This is a genomic window from Nostoc sp. (assembly GCF_036917515.1).
Taxonomy (GTDB): Bacteria; Cyanobacteriota; Cyanobacteriia; order Cyanobacteriales; family Nostocaceae; genus Nostoc.
The window spans coordinates 1-17,290 of sequence record NZ_JBALDE010000209.1 but is presented as its reverse complement, the minus strand read 5'-3'; the positions used below and the strand labels follow the sequence as shown (position 1 = coordinate 17,290).

Annotated in this window: 13 protein-coding genes and 1 pseudogene; 8 read left to right on the top strand and 6 right to left on the bottom strand. The window is 40.8% G+C overall.

All coding sequences use genetic code 11. The annotated features are described in order from the left end of the window. Positions 1–301, top strand: a 301-nt coding sequence (locus tag V7K89_RS27370) for a hypothetical protein (RefSeq protein WP_335192843.1), incomplete at its 5' end; no start/stop codon positions are given. 151 nt (positions 302–452) lie between these two features. Here the strand turns inward: V7K89_RS27370 and V7K89_RS27365 are convergent. From V7K89_RS27365 to V7K89_RS27355, 3 genes are all read right to left on the bottom strand, one after another. After that, the gene (locus V7K89_RS27365; protein ID WP_335192841.1) at positions 453–2,444 is read right to left on the bottom strand and encodes an ATP-binding protein; all 1,992 of its coding nucleotides are present in this window, start codon (positions 2,442–2,444) and stop codon (positions 453–455) included. Next, positions 2,441–3,730 (bottom strand): DUF4255 domain-containing protein, encoded by a 1,290-nt coding sequence (locus tag V7K89_RS27360; protein WP_335192838.1) that lies wholly within the window; start codon positions 3,728–3,730, stop codon positions 2,441–2,443. The genes V7K89_RS27365 and V7K89_RS27360 overlap by 4 nt, the downstream gene beginning before the upstream one ends. A 286-nt stretch (positions 3,731–4,016) precedes the next feature. After that, positions 4,017–4,448 carry an EamA family transporter gene (locus V7K89_RS27355; protein WP_335192836.1) on the bottom strand — a complete coding sequence of 144 codons (432 nt, stop codon included), beginning with the start codon at positions 4,446–4,448 and terminating at the stop codon, positions 4,017–4,019. Between the two features lie 404 nt (positions 4,449–4,852). On the opposite strand from V7K89_RS27355, the gene V7K89_RS27350 reads away from it, so the two are divergent. The 4 genes and pseudogenes from V7K89_RS27350 (at position 4,853) to V7K89_RS27335 (ending at position 9,089) form a co-directional block, all read left to right on the top strand. Then, complete coding sequence (locus tag V7K89_RS27350) at positions 4,853–6,682, top strand: protein kinase domain-containing protein (protein ID WP_335192834.1); 1,830 nt, start codon at positions 4,853–4,855, stop codon at positions 6,680–6,682. Positions 6,683–6,784: 102 nt separating this feature from the next. Further along, a complete protein-coding gene (locus tag V7K89_RS27345; protein WP_335192832.1) occupies positions 6,785–6,940 on the top strand; it encodes a hypothetical protein in 156 nt (51 codons plus the stop codon). A gap of 63 nt (positions 6,941–7,003) precedes the next feature. Beyond that, a pseudogene (locus V7K89_RS27340) lies at positions 7,004–7,282 on the top strand (hypothetical protein); the annotation flags it as partial. Between the two features lie 637 nt (positions 7,283–7,919). After that, complete coding sequence (locus V7K89_RS27335) at positions 7,920–9,089, top strand: helix-turn-helix domain-containing protein (RefSeq protein ID WP_335192830.1); 1,170 nt, start codon at positions 7,920–7,922, stop codon at positions 9,087–9,089. Positions 9,090–9,119: 30 nt separating this feature from the next. On the opposite strand, the gene V7K89_RS27330 is transcribed toward V7K89_RS27335, so the two are convergent. Next, positions 9,120–9,809: a CPBP family intramembrane glutamic endopeptidase gene (locus tag V7K89_RS27330; RefSeq protein ID WP_335192828.1), complete on the bottom strand. Its 690-nt coding sequence runs from the start codon at positions 9,807–9,809 to the stop codon at positions 9,120–9,122. A gap of 625 nt (positions 9,810–10,434) precedes the next feature. Between V7K89_RS27330 and glpK the strand changes: the two genes are divergently transcribed. The 3 genes from glpK to argC all read left to right on the top strand — a co-directional run bounded on the left by glpK (position 10,435) and on the right by argC (position 13,828). Further along, positions 10,435–11,949 (top strand): glycerol kinase GlpK, encoded by a 1,515-nt coding sequence (gene glpK, locus V7K89_RS27325; protein WP_335192845.1) that lies wholly within the window; start codon positions 10,435–10,437, stop codon positions 11,947–11,949. A 104-nt stretch (positions 11,950–12,053) separates the two neighbouring features. Further along, the gene (locus V7K89_RS27320) at positions 12,054–12,656 is read left to right on the top strand and encodes a hypothetical protein (RefSeq protein WP_335192825.1); all 603 of its coding nucleotides are present in this window, start codon (positions 12,054–12,056) and stop codon (positions 12,654–12,656) included. A 197-nt stretch (positions 12,657–12,853) separates the two neighbouring features. Next, a complete protein-coding gene (gene argC, locus V7K89_RS27315; protein WP_335192823.1) occupies positions 12,854–13,828 on the top strand; it encodes an N-acetyl-gamma-glutamyl-phosphate reductase in 975 nt (324 codons plus the stop codon). A gap of 425 nt (positions 13,829–14,253) precedes the next feature. Here argC and V7K89_RS27310 read toward each other — a convergent pair whose 3' ends face one another. Together V7K89_RS27310 and V7K89_RS27305 are read right to left on the bottom strand one after the other, a co-directional pair. Continuing rightward, positions 14,254–16,686 (bottom strand): hypothetical protein, encoded by a 2,433-nt coding sequence (locus tag V7K89_RS27310; protein ID WP_335192821.1) that lies wholly within the window; start codon positions 16,684–16,686, stop codon positions 14,254–14,256. A 284-nt stretch (positions 16,687–16,970) separates the two neighbouring features. Next, positions 16,971–17,290 (bottom strand): hypothetical protein (locus V7K89_RS27305; RefSeq protein WP_335192818.1); only part of this gene is annotated, 320 nt, incomplete at its 5' end.

Genomic DNA, 17,290 nt, shown 5'->3' with positions numbered 1-17,290 from the left:
ACTTAAATGTGTAGCTACACTAATTCGTTTCGGCATTAGTCATCTTTGCACTCACTACTTCTATCGTAAGCGATTATCCGGACATGATATTACTTCTCTACAAGACGCTCCGCGAACACTATTGCTCGTAATGACGAAATTACGTTATTTTTGCGTAAGTCCTGAGCCAGATAGAACAAAGGTTTGGGAATATGTATCTGTCGCATTCTTTTTTCAAATTGGTATAATTTTGTTTGCTATGGTAGTTGGCGTAGGTACAGCCTGTCTTAAACATCGCTCACAAATTTTACAACTTAAGTAGAACGATATGGAAAAACCAAACTATGTTAAAACAAATTAAATAGACTCAAACCCTCTTCTGTTCTGCCTCCTGCCTCATTCCAACGATAAATATTCACACCGACCTACTTATCTAGCTAGCAGCATTTTCTACTAAGGTCAAAATTGTCAAATCACATCCATCCGCCAACTTCCGCATCAGTCAAGGGTTTCTCTAACTTACTATATTCTGTTTGAGCCGCCCGCAATACGTGTTTCATCTGCACTGGTTCCCCAGCATCGGCAGCGAGGAAAGCAGCATTTAAGGCAATGTTACGGATATTACCCCCAGCGACATTGAGGCGTGCTAATTTTAGAGCATCTAAATCTGCGGTTGGGGTTTTGGCTGGAAAGACACGTCGCCAAATTTCGGCTCGTTGGATTGTATCGGGGAAGGGGAACTGCACCACAAAGCGAATCCGCCGCAGGAAGGCTGTATCAATTGAACTTTTCAGATTGGTAGTCAAGACTGCTAGACCTGGGTAACTTTCCATACGTTGCAATAGGTAACTAACTTCAATATTGGCATAGCGATCGCGCGCATCTTTGACTTCACTCCGTTTGCCAAATAAAGCGTCGGCTTCATCAAATAACAAAATCACTCCACCTTGTTCTGCGGCATCAAATACCCGACGCAAATTCTTCTCTGTCTCGCCAATATATTTGCTAACTACCGATGATAGGTCAATACGATAGAGGTCGAGGCGTAATTTCTGAGCCAGTACTTCTGCCCCCAAGGTTTTACCAGTGCCGCTACTACCTGCAAATAGAGCGCTGATTCCCAATCCTCGCGCACTTTTGCCCCCAAAACCCCAATTATTATATACAGTACTACGTTGGCGCACATGAGCCGCAATTTCCCGGAGAACTTGTTTCTGTGCTTCTGGTAATACTAAGTCCTCCCAATCACCAGATGGCTCAATCCGTTGGGCGAGTTCATCCAAGCGTGGACGTGCTTGCACACGGCAGGCATCCCATAAAATGCTAGTGATATCGCTTTCTGGTGTTTGTGCTAACTGTCCTGCGGCTTCTGCACAAGTAGCACGAATGGTTGCAGCACTGAGGTTAAACTGATCCACTAAGGTTTTGACTTGCCCATTCATTTGCGATGCACTCGCCCCTAATGCATCTTGCCAAACTGCACTTTGTTCTTTACTAGTTGGTTGATGTACATCAAAATTAACTACTAAGCGTTGTGATAAGCCGATGCGTTCTCGACTTGTGACTATTAAAAAGCCCTTTGTGCGTTCGATGAAACGAGCGATCGCATTCAGCCGCGCTGTATCATTAGTATCCAGTTCGTTGCAGTCTATGAGTAAAGCACTCTTACTTAAAATCGTCTCGCGAGTCCACAGGCGGATGAGATTATCCAATTCGCTAGGTGCTAAAGGAATGACTTGTGCAGGCATTACCCACAAGCTTAAACCCTGAAGCTGACAAATTGTGGTGGCAATGGCACGTTTACTAGCATTTTCACCACTAGATAACTGAATAATTGGTAAACTATTAACCTTGTAAGCTGGTGACCAAACTGCTGCTACTCGCTCTGCTAAATCTTGGTGCGAGGGTACTAAATCGCTAACCTCTGGTAATGGCTCAATGATACCAGCTAGCCGTTCGTCAAGATATTGAATGCCCGTGAGATAATGTAAAATCCGCTCGTCAATTCTCAAGGGACTGAGAGTTAGGGAATGACCATCACCAATTTGAATTAACCGCCAATAACGTAAGGGAGCATTTGGAGCGATCGCATCCCAGTGGACGTTAGGTAAAGCTGCCAAAGCTAAACCCAAAGTTGGGTAAGCTCGTTGTGAATCGTCGTGAACTGTAGCACACAATTTGGCAAAATCTCCATTTAATTCCATACCTGTACACAACAGCAACAAATCATGTTCAAAGGATGAGAGGCGAAACATTTTGCATATTCTCTCCAATGCTGATGGTGCAGGCATAGCAGCAGCCGTTTCCTGTAATGCTTGCTGTAAATGCTCTTGGTTGTTCTCTTCCGGTTGGTTTTGCTCTTTTGCCGTGTGATTTTTTAAAATACCACGTACCACGGCTAGAGCTGCTGATAGGTAGCGGTAGTTTGCCTCATCCCAATTGTGATTAATTATCGTAGCATTCATAAAATTGTCACCTGTGGCGAATCATATTCCCCAAACTGATTCTTTTGCAGTGGACTTTCGGCCCCATCTACCCGCACCTGAACAATATAAGTTCCTGGCTTGACGTTTTTGACCGGAATCATGATTACATCAGTGTCTTGAGTTGGTGGAGCAACCAAGAAAGAGTAAGCTACCGGACTATCATCTGATACCTCATTTGATACCTTATTGAGTAGCAAAACTACCCGCTGTGCCTTACCTACTTTGGGCTGGAATTTAACGGTAATTTCTGCCGTGCATAAATTGTCGTCGCTATTTTCTACTTGAGTAACGAATGCTGTAATTGTTGGATGTAAAACAAAAGCTGCAACATTTGATTCAACTAGATAATTCGTTTGCCCTGCATTATTGCCCATTGTTAGATGTACAACTTGGACACCCTGAACACTTGCGTATAAATCTGGCGGCACTACCAAACTGATTTGCGTTTCTTTTACTTCTTGAGGTACTAGTAATGTCTCCGTATTACCGAAACGAACTCGCGTGATTTCACCGCGTAACTGTTTACCACGAATTACTAATTTTGTACCTGCAACAATCATTTGTTCAGTTTTTGTCAAAGCTATAACTTGCTCTATATTCGGTTGAGATAAGGGCATCGTGTAGAAACCTTCTTCTTTGTCAGATTTACTACTTTCAATTAATACCATTGATGCTAAATAAGTAGCTGAAGGTCGATAGTGTGTTTGTAAAGCAGACCATAACTTAGAAGTTTCTTCCATGTTAAAAAACTCTGGAGTCAGTTTGATCTGCCCAATTTGTTCAGCTAAATCAGATACAGACACACTTGCTACAGCTTGGGAAAAAGCACTTGAGGTATTGGTTGTAGATGCATTTATCAAAGTATTTTCAATAATATCAGATGTGATAGCTGGTGTTTTGTGTAATAAATGCATTGCATAGCCCAGTAGAAGCTCTGCCTGAAAATCCTTGGCTCCGTAAGCTGTTAATAAGTAGTGAAGGTCAAGAGCTAGTGGTGGAGTCGCAGAACGCGGGTTTCCATTAATACCTGAATGCTTGCTCCGAAATTCTTGAGATACCCAATCGACATTACGATTCTGCGTCACTTGATAGAGAAAAAGGTTGATTTGGGCACGCTCGTCAGCTTCAACTGAAATTCGATCGGGCGGTAGAGCAGTTACAATCACATCACCAACACTAGCAGCGATCGGATCGCTGACTAAACCATTTTCCAGCAAGACTTTTAGTACTGCTGTCACTGCGGCTATAGAGAGCACATTACTCATCCTGATTCCTCATGGCAATAGCACATATTAATCATGTACGCCAGAGTACATTAATAAAATATATTTTGCAAAACTTTAAGTCCTGTTATAGCAAAGACTATCAGCACGGCAAATAAAAGCGCATTGTCAACTATTAGTACAGTACGACATAAATTGACCTACTATCTCAATTAAAAAGACTCGAAAATGGTCAAAACTCTCTTATTAAGAGTAAGTAAGTTTCCACTTAAAGCTATCTGATGTATTTTCACAGTAGGATTTTTCAAATATCTTCTTAATTAAGATTTTAAATAATTAAAACTACACTGCCTATAACTACTAACCCAGTTCCTAAAATAATTTTCCAATTTAATGTTTCTCCCAAAAAAATGACTGAAAACAATAAAACTAATACCAAGCTTGATTTATCAATTGGTGCAACAAGGGAAGCTTTTCCTACTTGTAAAGCTTGGAAGTAAAAAATCCATGATAACCCTGTAGATACTCCAGATAATAATAAAAAAATCATGGTTTTTTGGGATATAGCTAAGATATTAACTACGTTTCCCTGAAAAAATACAATTCCCCAAGCAACTACTAAAATGACAACAGTTCGGATTGCTGTTGCTAAATTAGCATTCACATTTTCTATCCCAATTTTGGCAAAGATAGTTGTCAATGCTGCAAAGCCAGCTGACAATAATCCATATATCCACCATGTTGTGGTGTTATTTTCCATCTTAGCCTCCTGATTCACTAGTCAAAATTAGCAGTGTAATTTAAGAAGAGTGTTAAATTTAATTACTTGTCTGTAAAATTTGACATGCTAGGTTCGTAGTTTGAGCTTTCCCATTTCACTATCATTAGTCACTCAGCACTACTGAAGCAGACGATTCTCGTCGAACTTGCGCTAACTTAAATATCAGGAACAAATTTCAACTGCTAAAGGTCTTAAGTTTAAACATTTTATCAAATTTATTGCATTACTTAAGTTACTAATATGTTAAGCTGAGTATAATTAGATAATTACTAGTAGCATATATTACTAAAATTCATCTAAGTTATGAAGCAATCATATTTGTAATACTAGTATTATCTCTGAATAAAGTTAACACTTAAAGTAACTAGGATGGGTTGCGCCAGATGAAATCCCCACCTTCTTCAAATTCTTGGAATGGTCGCTTCGTAGGTGATAACCAGCGATACCGTTTAGACAGACGGTTAGGCGGGGGTGGCATGGGAGAAGTCTTCCTGGCAACGGATACCCGTGTAGGTCAGCAAGTAGCGTTGAAGTTGCTCAAAGATACGCTGGTAGCATCACAAGAAATGAGAAAGCGTTTTGAGCGTGAGGTGGCAGTTTGTGCTGCTTTGCAAAGTGACCACATAGTTAAAATTAGTGATTGTGGTGTAACCCCGGAAGGTTTTCCATTTTATGTCATGGAATATTTGCGGGGGCAAACGCTTGGGCAATTACTGCTGCGTCAAAAGCGGCTGTCTGTTGAACGGACGGTGAAGATTATGGCGCAAGTTTGTAAGGGTTTACAGCTTGCCCATCAAGGAGTGACTCTCCAACGAGATGGCGGAAAAACCACTGAACATATTCAGGTAGTTCATCGCGACCTGAAACCAGATAATATATTTTTGATACCGACAGATTTGGGAGAATGGGTGAAGGTTTTGGATTTTGGTGTTGCCAAAATTCGTAGTGAATCTTCGGAAAATTCCAATATTACAAATATAACTAGTACATTTATTGGTACATTTCGTTACGCACCTCCCGAACAAATCCAAAGCGATCAAAACCTGGACGCTAGAGGTGATATTTACAGCTTAGGGATTATCCTTTATGAAATGCTGAGTGCAGCTGACCCCTTTGGAATCAGCATTAAGGGTAGTCATGTTAGTGAGGCTTCTTGGGTATTAGCTCATGCTTATGAGCCACCAAAACCACTGCGATCGCAACCAGGGTGTGAGAATTTACCCGTACAATTGGAAGCGGTGGTGATGAAATGCCTCCAAAAGAACCCAGCTAACCGATTTGCAACGGTAGAAGAACTGAATCAAGCTTTACAAGCTGCTGCAAAATTTGTCACAGATAATATTAGTGTACCCGGACAGATGACTGGGCGATCGCAACCTTCTTCTAATCAAGGTTCAAATCACGAAACTGTTCCCAGACAAGACGACACGATTCTGCGTCCTCCATCTGCATCCAATCAAGGTTCAAATCACGAAACTGTTCCCAGACAATCGAACGACGACACGATTCTGCGTCCTCCATCTGCATCCAATCAAGGCTCAAATCACGAAACTGTTCCCAGACCATTTAACCCGATTAAGCAAAACCAATCTGAGCAAACTATTCCTCCCATTCAAGCTGGACAGAACCAAGGTTCAAATCACGAAACCGTTCCCAGACCATTTAACCCAGTTGAACAAAATCAACAGAGTCCTGTGAATAATCCGAACGCCAGCAAACCTGATGTGACGTTATATCAACCACGACCAGGATCTAATCAAAGTAGTCAACAAGTACCACCAGACAAAACATTGTTTCAACCACGACCAGGATCTAATCAAAGTAGTCAACAAGTACCACCAGACAAAACGTTGTTTCAACCACGACCAGGATCTAATCAAAGCGGTCAACAAGTACCACCAGATAAGACGTTGTTTCAACCACGACCTGCTTCTAATCAAAGTAGACCACCAGTGCAATCAGATGTGACATTGTATCAGCCACGACCTGCTTCTAATCAAAGCAGACCACAAGCACGAACGGATGATACTATTTACCAACCAAGGCTAAGTGAGCAGCTAACTACGAGAATTACTCCCAATTTCTTGCGAATCGTAGGTGTGGTGTTGGCTATGGGGCTGACTTTAGCAATAGTAACCTATATATATACTCAATTTAAATCTGGTGAACAGCCAAGCAACCAGCAAAATTTACCTAATAGCGATCGCATTTAGAACTAATCAGCTATGTCTGGTTAAAGACTTATCAAGACCGCAGAGGGTAAGGATTTTTGGGCTTTCTGCATAGATTCAGGAATTATATAGCAGGAGGCAGCTATGCTGGAGGTAGGAGGTAGAACTATTACTATTCCTAGCATTCATGCTTGTCATTATGTCCTAACCTATGTGACTACGGCTATACCCTTCTTTCATCCATCGCGGACACATCGTCCATCAACCGCTTTTGTCACTTTGGGAGAATCCAATCGCTGAAATCCTTTTGGAGCTTTAGTTTTCAGTTTTTAGCTACAAACTTTAGTTACTGTTAGAAAATAAAGGCTCAAAAAGTCTCAATCTGCCAACACTCAAGAAGATGATTTGCCGATAATAGTGAAAAAATTTGAAGCCACAATGGCTTTAGATACAGTCAGAAGTGAATATATGCTGCATAGCCAAATTGATCAATGGTTTATGCAGGGTAAGCAAACAAGGAGTGTCGAAGCGCTCAATGAACAAGTATACGCCCAACTATTTTTAACTCCTAGTTCTGACCCTTGGTTAGGGCTTTTCCCCAACGACACATACAGCGCCATTGATAATGATGGCATTCGTTAAGCTAATAAACTGATTTAAGTAAAAAGGAGTGACGAGATTTTATAGCATTGACACCTCACCCATCACTCCTTATAACTTGCGCGTTGATTAGCTGTTACGCATTGTTAAATTACACCAGCTTACTACTTCATTTATCCTCTAACTAAAGAGGCGGATAATTATTAAGTTCATATGTGCTTTTCTATACAAACTTTTTAACTTATTAATATCTATCTTTTCAATTCTAGATATATGAGTTAGGTTTCCAAGCTTTTGGTATTAGCAATAATACTTTTAAAACATCCTCTTAAAGAGTTGATAATTTGATTGTGAATTTTATTAATAGACAAGGTATTCAGAATCACAAACAAACTTAACTTAGATTTTATGTCTTTAGTAGTAGTTGCTTGATTCTTGTGACGGAAGTTAGGGAAAGTCTTATTGGTTATTCTTAGTAACAATGGAAACAATTAATTATAGTTAGTACTAAATCATTCATTGGGGGAATGACAAAGCAGGTTCAACAATACAATAATAGTTAGAAATTAAGGTTGAGATGTAGGGTCTTCCAACTGTGGTATTTGCTCTTTGCTAGTCATCATTTTGACTGGCTTATTAGTCTAGTCAAACTTCTGCTAGCAACTAGCGGTTATTTAAGGTGAACATAGAAAAATTTATCCAACGTACAGAAATATTGCACAAGCGTTTAGCAGATTTATACCAAACTGCTAGTGTACTACCTTGGATTTCCCCCGATCTGTTGCCGGAAGCTTTTAAGGAACTCTTTAACACCTCAAAGATAGCACAGTTAGCGGCGGAGGAACTTTATCAGCAAAATGAGGAACTAGTAAAAACACGGAATTGGCTAGAAGCAGAACGCCACCACTACCAAGATTTATTTGAGTTGGCCCCAGACGGTTATTTAGTGACTAATACAGAAGGAATCATCCAAGAAGCTAACCTTACCGCAGCTAAGTTGCTCAATGTTTCAAAGCATTTTTTAGTAGGCAAACCAATAGTTAACTTTATCCCTCTAGAAGAACGTCAGCAAGTTCGTTACGAACTGATACAGCTATCGCAATCAGATAGAGCTAGAGAGTTATTGGTACGTTTGCAACAACGTTATGGCGAGTTCTTTGATGCAGCATTGACAGTCGCAGTTGTCCGCAATCACCAAAATAAGGCAATTTCTCTGCGTTGGCTGTTGCGTAATATTACTGAGCGTCAGCACTTAGAATCAGCAATAGTTAAAGATGACAGTAACATCTTCAACAATCGCCCCCTACATAAATATACTAAAGGAGAAACTATTCCCCTTAACCCATTAGTAATTTGGTATGTTTCTCAAGGTTTAGTCAAACTTAGTACCTATTGTGAAACGGGCGAAGAAGTACTGATCGGATTGGCAACAGCAAGAATGGTTTTTGGTTCTAGTTTGACATCTTTAAGCATTTACCAAGCAACAGCTCTCGCTGATGTTGATCTGGTGTCAATTTACGCGGTAGAGATAGCAGCTTCTCCAAAACTTAGCCATACGCTTTTACCAAAAATTAATCAGCGGTTACAGCAAACAGAATCTTTTTTAGCCCTTTGTGGAAGACGACGAGTACAAGAACGCTTGCACCATCTATTACAACTTTTGAAACGAGAAGTGGGTGAAACTGTACCAGAGGGAACTCGCCTAAGTGTTCGCTTTACTCACGAAGATATTGCTAGCGCCTGTTGTACTACCAGAGTAACAATCACACGATTGATGAGTAAATTACAAGAACAAGGTATAATCAGTTACGATTTTAAAAAACACATTATCTTGAGAAATTTTGATTAGTTAGTTCGCTATAGTTTGATGACATGTTTGTTAAGCAAAGATAAGTTGCCAGCCAATCAGGAAAATTGCTATATCTGCAAAAACATGGCTGATGTATCCAGGCCAGATTGAGCAATAATTTAAGTAGCACCATGACCAAATTGCTCCTGCTAGAAACACCCCCAATGAGCATAATGTTGTCGCACGCCAGTCGAAGTAAGCTGCCAAACCAATAACGTGATGAATCGTAAAAAACAGTGCAGATAGTACTACAGCTAAAGGACTTGATACCAAAATTTCACATTTACGATAGACAAACCAACGCCAGACAAATTCCTCAAGCAAAGAGTTGATAAATATCCAATATCCTGAACCTACTAAGTAAATCGCAAAACTGTTCAATCCAACTTGTGTTGCTCGATCGCGAACATATTCAACATCTATCCATTTTGCACTCAGCAGCCAATAAACAATCAAGATGATGCCTAGCATTAATAGCCCTAGTCCAACTCCAATTAATAAATCGCGTATTTTAGGATATTCAAGTTTTAAATTCTCTTTATCGATAAATAACAACCAAATAATGGGTAGTATTAATAACCAGATTTTAGATAATAAAGCCACTAAATGTCCTGGGAATCCAGGCAGAATATACAGTTGAGTTGCAATACCAATGCTTGGAGCTGGCACAAGTAACAACAGAGCTAGTAGTGCATTTTGATTTTGATTAGGTTTTAACATGGGAAAGTTTCGTTGTATTTCGATGGTTTTAACTTTTAAACTACATCTATTTTGAAATCCATAGTTTTGATATCAAGTTAGGGTGATTACTTGTAATAAAATTTATCAATGTAGGTTGTGTTGTAGTTTGCTTACCCATAGGAATATGGTAGTGAAACCCAACGGATAAAATATTGGGTTTCGTTCCTCAACCCAACCTACTTTGAGGCGGACATTAATACCATCTTGCTAAGTACAGTTTGGCGTAAAAGCGTAGCATTATTAATGCAGGGGAACACATTAACAATACAAGCTGGCGCATTAACAATGTAAGCCGACACATTAATAAGGCAGCCACTGCATTAACAATGTAAGCCGACGCATTAACAAAGCAGCCACTGCATTAACAATGTAAACTGACGCATTAACAATGTAAGCTGGTGCATTAGCATTGCAAGGTATTGCCAAATTTAATTCGCTATAAATTAATGAAATGCTGTACGAAGTATAGCTTTGCGTCAAATCCTAGTGTTATACAAACAGGAAATTCCAAATATACCTAAAATAATGTATATCTGATTGAACGCGTATTTTTAAAATCGTGATACCTATGGCGGACTATGCCTACGTAGCATTAAAAGCGGCTATGCACACACTTGGTAAAAAAACTCCATCATCGGGCTACATCTTAGCACTGGATTTAGGTACAACAGGCAACCGCGCCTTTGTATTTAACGCAGACGGCAAGATTGTTGGACAGGCATATAAAGAACTAACTCAGTATTATCCTCAGCCAGGATGGTTAGAACATGACCCTCAACAAATCTGGCAAGATACCTGTTGGGTGATGCAAACCGCAATTGAAAATGCCCAGATTGCGCCATCAGCGATCGCAGCTTTGGGACTAACTGTACAGCGCGAAACCTGTTTGATTTGGGACAAAACTACTGGTAAACCACTCCATAAAGCGATCGTCTGGCAAGATCGCCGCACTGCTCCCCTTTGCCACCAGTTACAAGAACAAGGCTACGCTGAAGAAATTTACGATCGCACCGGATTAATTATTGATGCCTACTTTTCTGCTACCAAGCTCAGATGGCTATTAGACAATTGTACTGATATTGATCTAAACAATGTCTTAGCAGGTACTATTGATAGCTGGGTGTTGTGGAACCTTACAGGTAGGAAAGTCCATGCTACTGACCACAGCAACGCCAGTCGTACAATGTTGATGAATCTCAAAACCTGTGAATGGGATGAGATTTTGCTGGATCTGTTTCAGATTCCGGCTCACATTTTGCCTCAGATTCAACCGAGTTTAGGAGTATTTGGAGTTACTGATGCAACTTTGTTGGGTGCTGAAATACCCATTACAGCCATCTTAGGAGATCAGCAAGCGGCTCTATTTGGTCATGGCTGCGATCGCCCCGGCTTGATGAAATGTACTTACGGAACTGGTAGCTTTTTGGTTGCTCATACAAGTGCTCAAATTGTGCGATCGCACCACCAACTCCTTTCTACAGTGGCATGGACACAAGTAAATCCAAAGGATACTTTAAATGTCGGCTATGCTTTAGAAGGCAGTATGTTTACTAGTGGCGCTTGTGTTCAATGGTTGCGCGATCGCCTGAAGTTGATTAAAACTGCTGCTGAAACCGAAGCGATGGCCAATCAGGTAAAAGATAATGGCGGAGTCTACTTTATACCTGCATTTAGCGGATTGGGCGCACCGTACTGGGATATGAGCGCCAGAGGAGCTTTTTTCGGCATTACCGCCAGTGTACAACCAGAGCATCTAGTTCGCGCTGTTCTAGAAGCGATCGCTTATCAAGTTCTGGAAGTAGTGCAGGCGATAAACGCATCTTGCAGTACTCCAGTTGGGCGATTAACCGTAGATGGTGGTGCTTGCGAGAATAACTTTTTGATGCAGTTTCAAGCTAATGTTTTAGGTATTCCAATTGAACGTCCGATAATGCGTGATACGACCGTTCAGGGTGCAGCATTTGCGGCAGGTTTAGCTGTAGGATTTTGGGAGAGCTATGAAGCACTGGTGAAACAACGGCAAATTGAGCGTGTGTTTGAGCCAAAGAGTGATTTCCCCTTGTCCAACTTTGGTACTTGGCAAAAGGCAGTGAAACGTACTCTGGCTTGGGAGGAGTAGCCGATCCAAAAACGAGTTAAAGCGAAAATTATTAGCATGAAAGGGGGAAGGTGAAGGAACAAATACTATTACAATCAAGCAAATTGATGGAGTATTGATTTATCATGCTCTACAGTCAATTCAACATTGACCGAGTAAAACAAGATTTTCACCTGAATACTGTGGAAGGAGTCCGCTTTTTTCCAGACTCAATTGAACCCATTACTCTAAGTTTCAGGCTGCAAGGTATTTTGGAAGATTTACCGTGGGCGATCGCAGTAGATACAGAAAAAGCTCGTTCAGAGGCGATAATTAATCCTATATTGCTGGAAGTGCGACGCATCTTCAATTCCACAATTAGCGTGTTTTCAGGGGAAGAATTTAACGTTGATGTGAGTATTGGACTCAACGGTGTATGTGACTTCCTACTTTGCCGTTCACCTGAACAATTAACGGTGGAAGCACCTGCAATTGTCATTGTTGAAGCGAAAAAATCAGATTTAAAATCTGGGTTGGGACAATGCATTGCAGAAATGGTAGCTGCACAGCGATTCAATCAAGCCAGAGAACAACCCTTAACAACAGTGTACGGTACTGTGAGCAGTGGAACCCAATGGCGATTTCTGAAACTAGAGGGACAAACAGTCACAATTGATTTAATGGATTACTCTCTTCCTCCTATCGAACTAATTCTGAGCTTTTTGGTGTGGATGGTGAAAGCAGGTTAATTTCATTCCAAAATTGATCGTTAAAATAACTCTTGCTTTTATAATTCATTAGACATCTAGTGAAAAAATAGAGACATAGCACTGCTACGGCTCTACAAGGGTTTTAGATCACAGATATTTAATTTCTGGATATATCTATTTAGCAGAAGTCAAGTAAGTATTAATCAGTCAAAATATCACTTACATATAAGAAGCGCATGACTACTAAACCGAAGATTTTTATTGATGGGGAATCAGGAACCACAGGCTTACAAATTTACTCACGCCTGAACCATCGGGATGACATCGAGTTAGTTAGCATTGAAGCATCTAAACGTAAAGATGCAACTGAGCGAACTAAACTAATCAATGCTGTTGATGTTATCATTCTCTGCCTGCCTGATGATGCAGCCCGCGAAGCTGTTAGCTTAGTCAGTAATACTAAAGTTAAGATCCTTGATGCTAGTACTGCCCATCGCACAGCTAAAGACTGGGTATATGGTTTTCCTGAACTAAATCCAGGACAGCGAGAGAAAATCGCCAGCGCCCAATTTGTCAGCAATCCGGGCTGTTATCCCACAGGATTTTTAGCTTGTATCCGTCCGTTGATTGCCAAAGGACTCCTAAATAGTAACTTTCCGATCACCGTTAATGCAGTGTCAGGTTACTCTGGTGGCGGAAAGAATCTCATTAAACAGTATCATACCTTCCACGAACAGCAAGCCGGGACAGAATCACTACACCCTTATGGTATCTACAGTTTGCAGTTTGGACATAAGCACGTCAAAGAAATGCATCAGTATTCAGGGTTAGCATCACCACCGCTGTTCGTACCAGCCGTGGGAGATTTTGAGCAAGGGATGCTGGTACAGATACCTTTACCACTGGGGACTTTGGATAATCCACCATCAGGTGAGGTTATTCATCAAGCGATCGCTGATTACTACCAAACTGAAAAGTTCGTGCAGGTTGCTCCATTCCAAGATTCGACTCTACTGAGAAACGGAACATTTCTGGATGCGATCGCACTGAACGATACTAATATTGTTCAGGTTTTTGTATTTGCGAATGACACTACCAAAGAAGTCTTATTAGTTGCTCGTCTTGACAATCTGGGTAAAGGCGCATCAGGAGCCGCAGTCCAAAACCTCAACATCATGCTCGGTTTTCCAGAAGAGTTGGGATTGTCATAAAAGAGAGTTAAGCAGTGAGAAGCAGGGGAGTAGAGGAGCCAAAGGGACAAGGGGACAAGGAGACAAGGGGACAAGGAGGAATTATTGAACAAGTCTCTCTTTGAAGTTTTGATACCTACGGTTCTTGCTAGCCAACGCCGGAAGTCGGCGCTGGTGACTTCTCTTCTTATCTTCCCCCTCTTCCTTGTCTACCTTGTCTCTTCTCAATGCCCAATGCTCCATGCCCAATGTCCAATGCCCATTATCTTGATTTTTCTTTCAGTTCCTCAAGCAATTGAATTATATGAAATTGCTGCTTTTCGGATTATTCAAAAAATATTTTTGCAAAACTGAGATACTTTGACGAACAAGCTGCGATCGCCTCGTTACCGAACAGCCTGAACTATCCTAATGGCGTTAATTTCACTAGTTAGCGGTGGTTAAAACTATTTCACCTTAGCGCGGAAGCGGACAAAACCATAAGAATTAGCTGGTGTGCCTGATCCAGTGGCTGCGGGTAGATTGGGAAAACTTGGGACTGTAATATTGACCACTACTGCTCCATTGGTGTTAGTACCACAGTAGGATGGTGTGGCTGAGTCGTTAGCTGTATAAAAACGCCCGCGATCGCTATCTGCTACATTAGTGAGATAAAGCGTAGGTGTAGTAGAACCAATAGCTAGGGCAATACCTCGATCCGCTCCTGGCAAGCCACCATCAGTAGGAGCCATACCATTAAAAGCAGTCGGAATAAAATTAACATTAGTCGGAACTAAGTCACAGAATTTCACATTAGTTGCACTACCAAGACCATTGGAAAGAAAATATATAGTGTATTCTAATTCGTCTCCTAGTTTGACTATGCCAGCATTAATCAATCCCCGCAAGTAACCAAGTGGCCATGGTTTATCGCTATCATCATCAGTGTCATAGAGAGATGACACATAATTGGCAGCACTGGTAGGAACGTCACTACGACCATCTACAATGTCGTTTAAATTTTGGTTATTGATACGCGTGATCCGTTTAACTAAAAGTAGCTTGGGTTTGCCAGCTGTGAATGGCATAGTTACAGTAGCAGGTGTGGGATCTTCTTTGCCTGCTGCATCTACACCTGCTACTGTAAATGTAACCGTTATTGCACCATCATTTGGATCTAATGTGAGCTGAGTTGGATCGTAATTGTTAATGACTTGGTTCGCTGTCACAGCTACGTTATTGTAATAAAGTATCCCATTTGTTGGCAGACTAGTAATCTTGAAACTTTTGCCAATATTAAAGTTGCCATCTTCAGGGTCAGTAGCTGATAGGGTGGGTACTTGCGATTTATTGGTTCCCCCTGGATTTGTTTGTGAAGATGCAGTGACGTTATTAGTATCAGGTAACTGCTCAATCCCAAAGTCCTTACTAGAGATGTTTGTGCCAGTATTAAAACTAGCCGTCGTCAATGGGCTAGTATTCACCCAGTTAGAGGGAAGCGATGGTGCAGGGGCAGTATTACCTACTGTGCCAGCAGTTGTACTTAAGAGAATTTTAACGTTGCTTTGATTCAGGGGAACATCAAGAAAGGTATAAGTACCATTTGCGGCGACAGTTGTTGTTTTTAATACTTTATTGTTAGAATCCACAAGAATAGCATTTAATAACCCACCTGCATTAGTGCCAGTTTCCGAACCAGTATTGATATTAGTAAAAGTATTGTTAGCGCTATTGTCGGCATCATCCCAAACCTTGCCGCTGAGGAAATCATCATCATAGATCGTATAGTTGGAAGCGACTGTTGGGGAACTACCACAAGCCGTTGTTGAACTGGCGAAAAAACTAGATGAAGTTTGTATGGTGAATACGATTGTCCTCACACCTTGAGGAACGTTATTATTAATGACAGTAAAAGGAATGGTAAAGACACTAGTAGCATCACTACCGTCGTAGTTGCCCGCAGGAATAGTGATATTAAAAGTGGATGTGCCTGATGTCGTATTATAGTCTGTACCCAAAGTCGCTGTACCAGAGACAGAAATCGGAACACTGATCCCCCCAGTTGGGACTAAACCAACAATTCTGAGTTTAGGGGGGTTAGTTGTAGGGGTAGTTTCCGATTCTGCTGCACCACCAGAACTTGCTGTAAACTCAAGCACCGGTTTACCAGCAAATTGCACGTCATCAAGGAAGTTACCTATAGTATTGTTCCCGCCCCCTGTGGAGACGGCTGCAAACCCTACAGGTCGATTGCCAGAAGCACCAGTGTAAGGAACAGTGCCAGTGTATCGCACCCAGCCATTTCCAGCATTATTGTTACTTACAGGAGGAATAGTTGCACCATTCTGTGCTACTGGTTGTGCCGTAACTGTTCCATTGCTAGTTGTTGAAAATGTGCCAAAAATAGTTTTTGTTGAATCTGTATATAGTCCAATTAAAAAATTTGCTACATCAGCAACAGTTGCACTTGACCGCCCACGGTGTAGAAGAGAAAATGTGATCGTTTCATCTTTAATTAGGCATATATTCTGATACAACTCGGAAGCTTCTTCAGCATTTAACTCCGCAAATTGATTTCCTGCACCAGTTGCTGTGGAGGTAGCGCCAGATCCACCATTAAATCCTTTTGTCCAAATTTCAATGATGTGACCTAATGTAGTGAAACCATTAGTTGTACAAGAAGCTTTACCTTGCTTGGTACTATGGGTTGTTGTCCACCCGGGAATCTGACTTTCATCCACTTGAATGTAACAACTATTACTAAAAACAGGTTGTTCAAAACTGGGATTTAAGAACGATCGCTGAATATATTGAGCTTGTACTAAGGTAGGTTGAAGTACTAATGTTGCACTCATCAGCCCCCAGCCCAACGCCTGAAAATTTTGCCTTAAGTTTTTCATTAGTAAATCACCATAAAATAACTTTTAAAATATATTGATTACCCTAACTTTAATCATCAATTAAGTCTGATTCACCTCAAGTAAATCTCCAGTCTTTAGATTGCCCAAAATCGAGGATAATCTACCATTTGTATTCAGATTTACTCTGGCGATCACTTTTAAATAGTTAAACAAACATCTGATTTTCAAAGCAATAATATTGAGAATTAAAATTAATAAATTCTAGGTTAAAAATTGACGTGATGTAGAGATTTAACATTACTAAATCTATACAAATAACCGTTTTATATTTCACGTCTTTGTATTTCCCTCATTGCAGCTTTAAGTTTACCCACCAAAGCTTTCATCGCCGATTCCTGTGGCTGACGCGCTATAGGTTTTTGTTGTCCAAAGCCGTCAAACAAATCGTTGAGCTTAACCGTAAAGCCTAAATACGCCCCACCAGCAGAACGTGTTCCTGAGAAATCCCGGTCATCAACTTTACCAAAGACATAACCAGCCGAAATGCGCAAGTTATACCAATTCTCTAAAATTGGACTACAGATGAGAGAATAAGAATAAACCAGATGAAGGATGAACAATGTCAGGGATATATCAGCTAGAA

Coding starts and splice junctions, on each gene's coding strand:
- V7K89_RS27365 (WP_335192841.1), bottom strand. CDS start 2,444: ATGAATGCTACGATAATTAATCACAATTGGGATGAGGCAAACTACCGC.
- V7K89_RS27360 (WP_335192838.1), bottom strand. CDS start 3,730: ATGAGTAATGTGCTCTCTATAGCCGCAGTGACAGCAGTACTAAAAGTC.
- V7K89_RS27355 (WP_335192836.1), bottom strand. CDS start 4,448: ATGGAAAATAACACCACAACATGGTGGATATATGGATTATTGTCAGCT.
- V7K89_RS27350 (WP_335192834.1), top strand. CDS start 4,853: ATGAAATCCCCACCTTCTTCAAATTCTTGGAATGGTCGCTTCGTAGGT.
- V7K89_RS27345 (WP_335192832.1), top strand. CDS start 6,785: ATGCTGGAGGTAGGAGGTAGAACTATTACTATTCCTAGCATTCATGCT.
- V7K89_RS27330 (WP_335192828.1), bottom strand. CDS start 9,809: ATGTTAAAACCTAATCAAAATCAAAATGCACTACTAGCTCTGTTGTTA.
- glpK (WP_335192845.1), top strand. CDS start 10,435: ATGCACACACTTGGTAAAAAAACTCCATCATCGGGCTACATCTTAGCA.
- V7K89_RS27320 (WP_335192825.1), top strand. CDS start 12,054: ATGCTCTACAGTCAATTCAACATTGACCGAGTAAAACAAGATTTTCAC.
- argC (WP_335192823.1), top strand. CDS start 12,854: ATGACTACTAAACCGAAGATTTTTATTGATGGGGAATCAGGAACCACA.
- V7K89_RS27310 (WP_335192821.1), bottom strand. CDS start 16,686: ATGAAAAACTTAAGGCAAAATTTTCAGGCGTTGGGCTGGGGGCTGATG.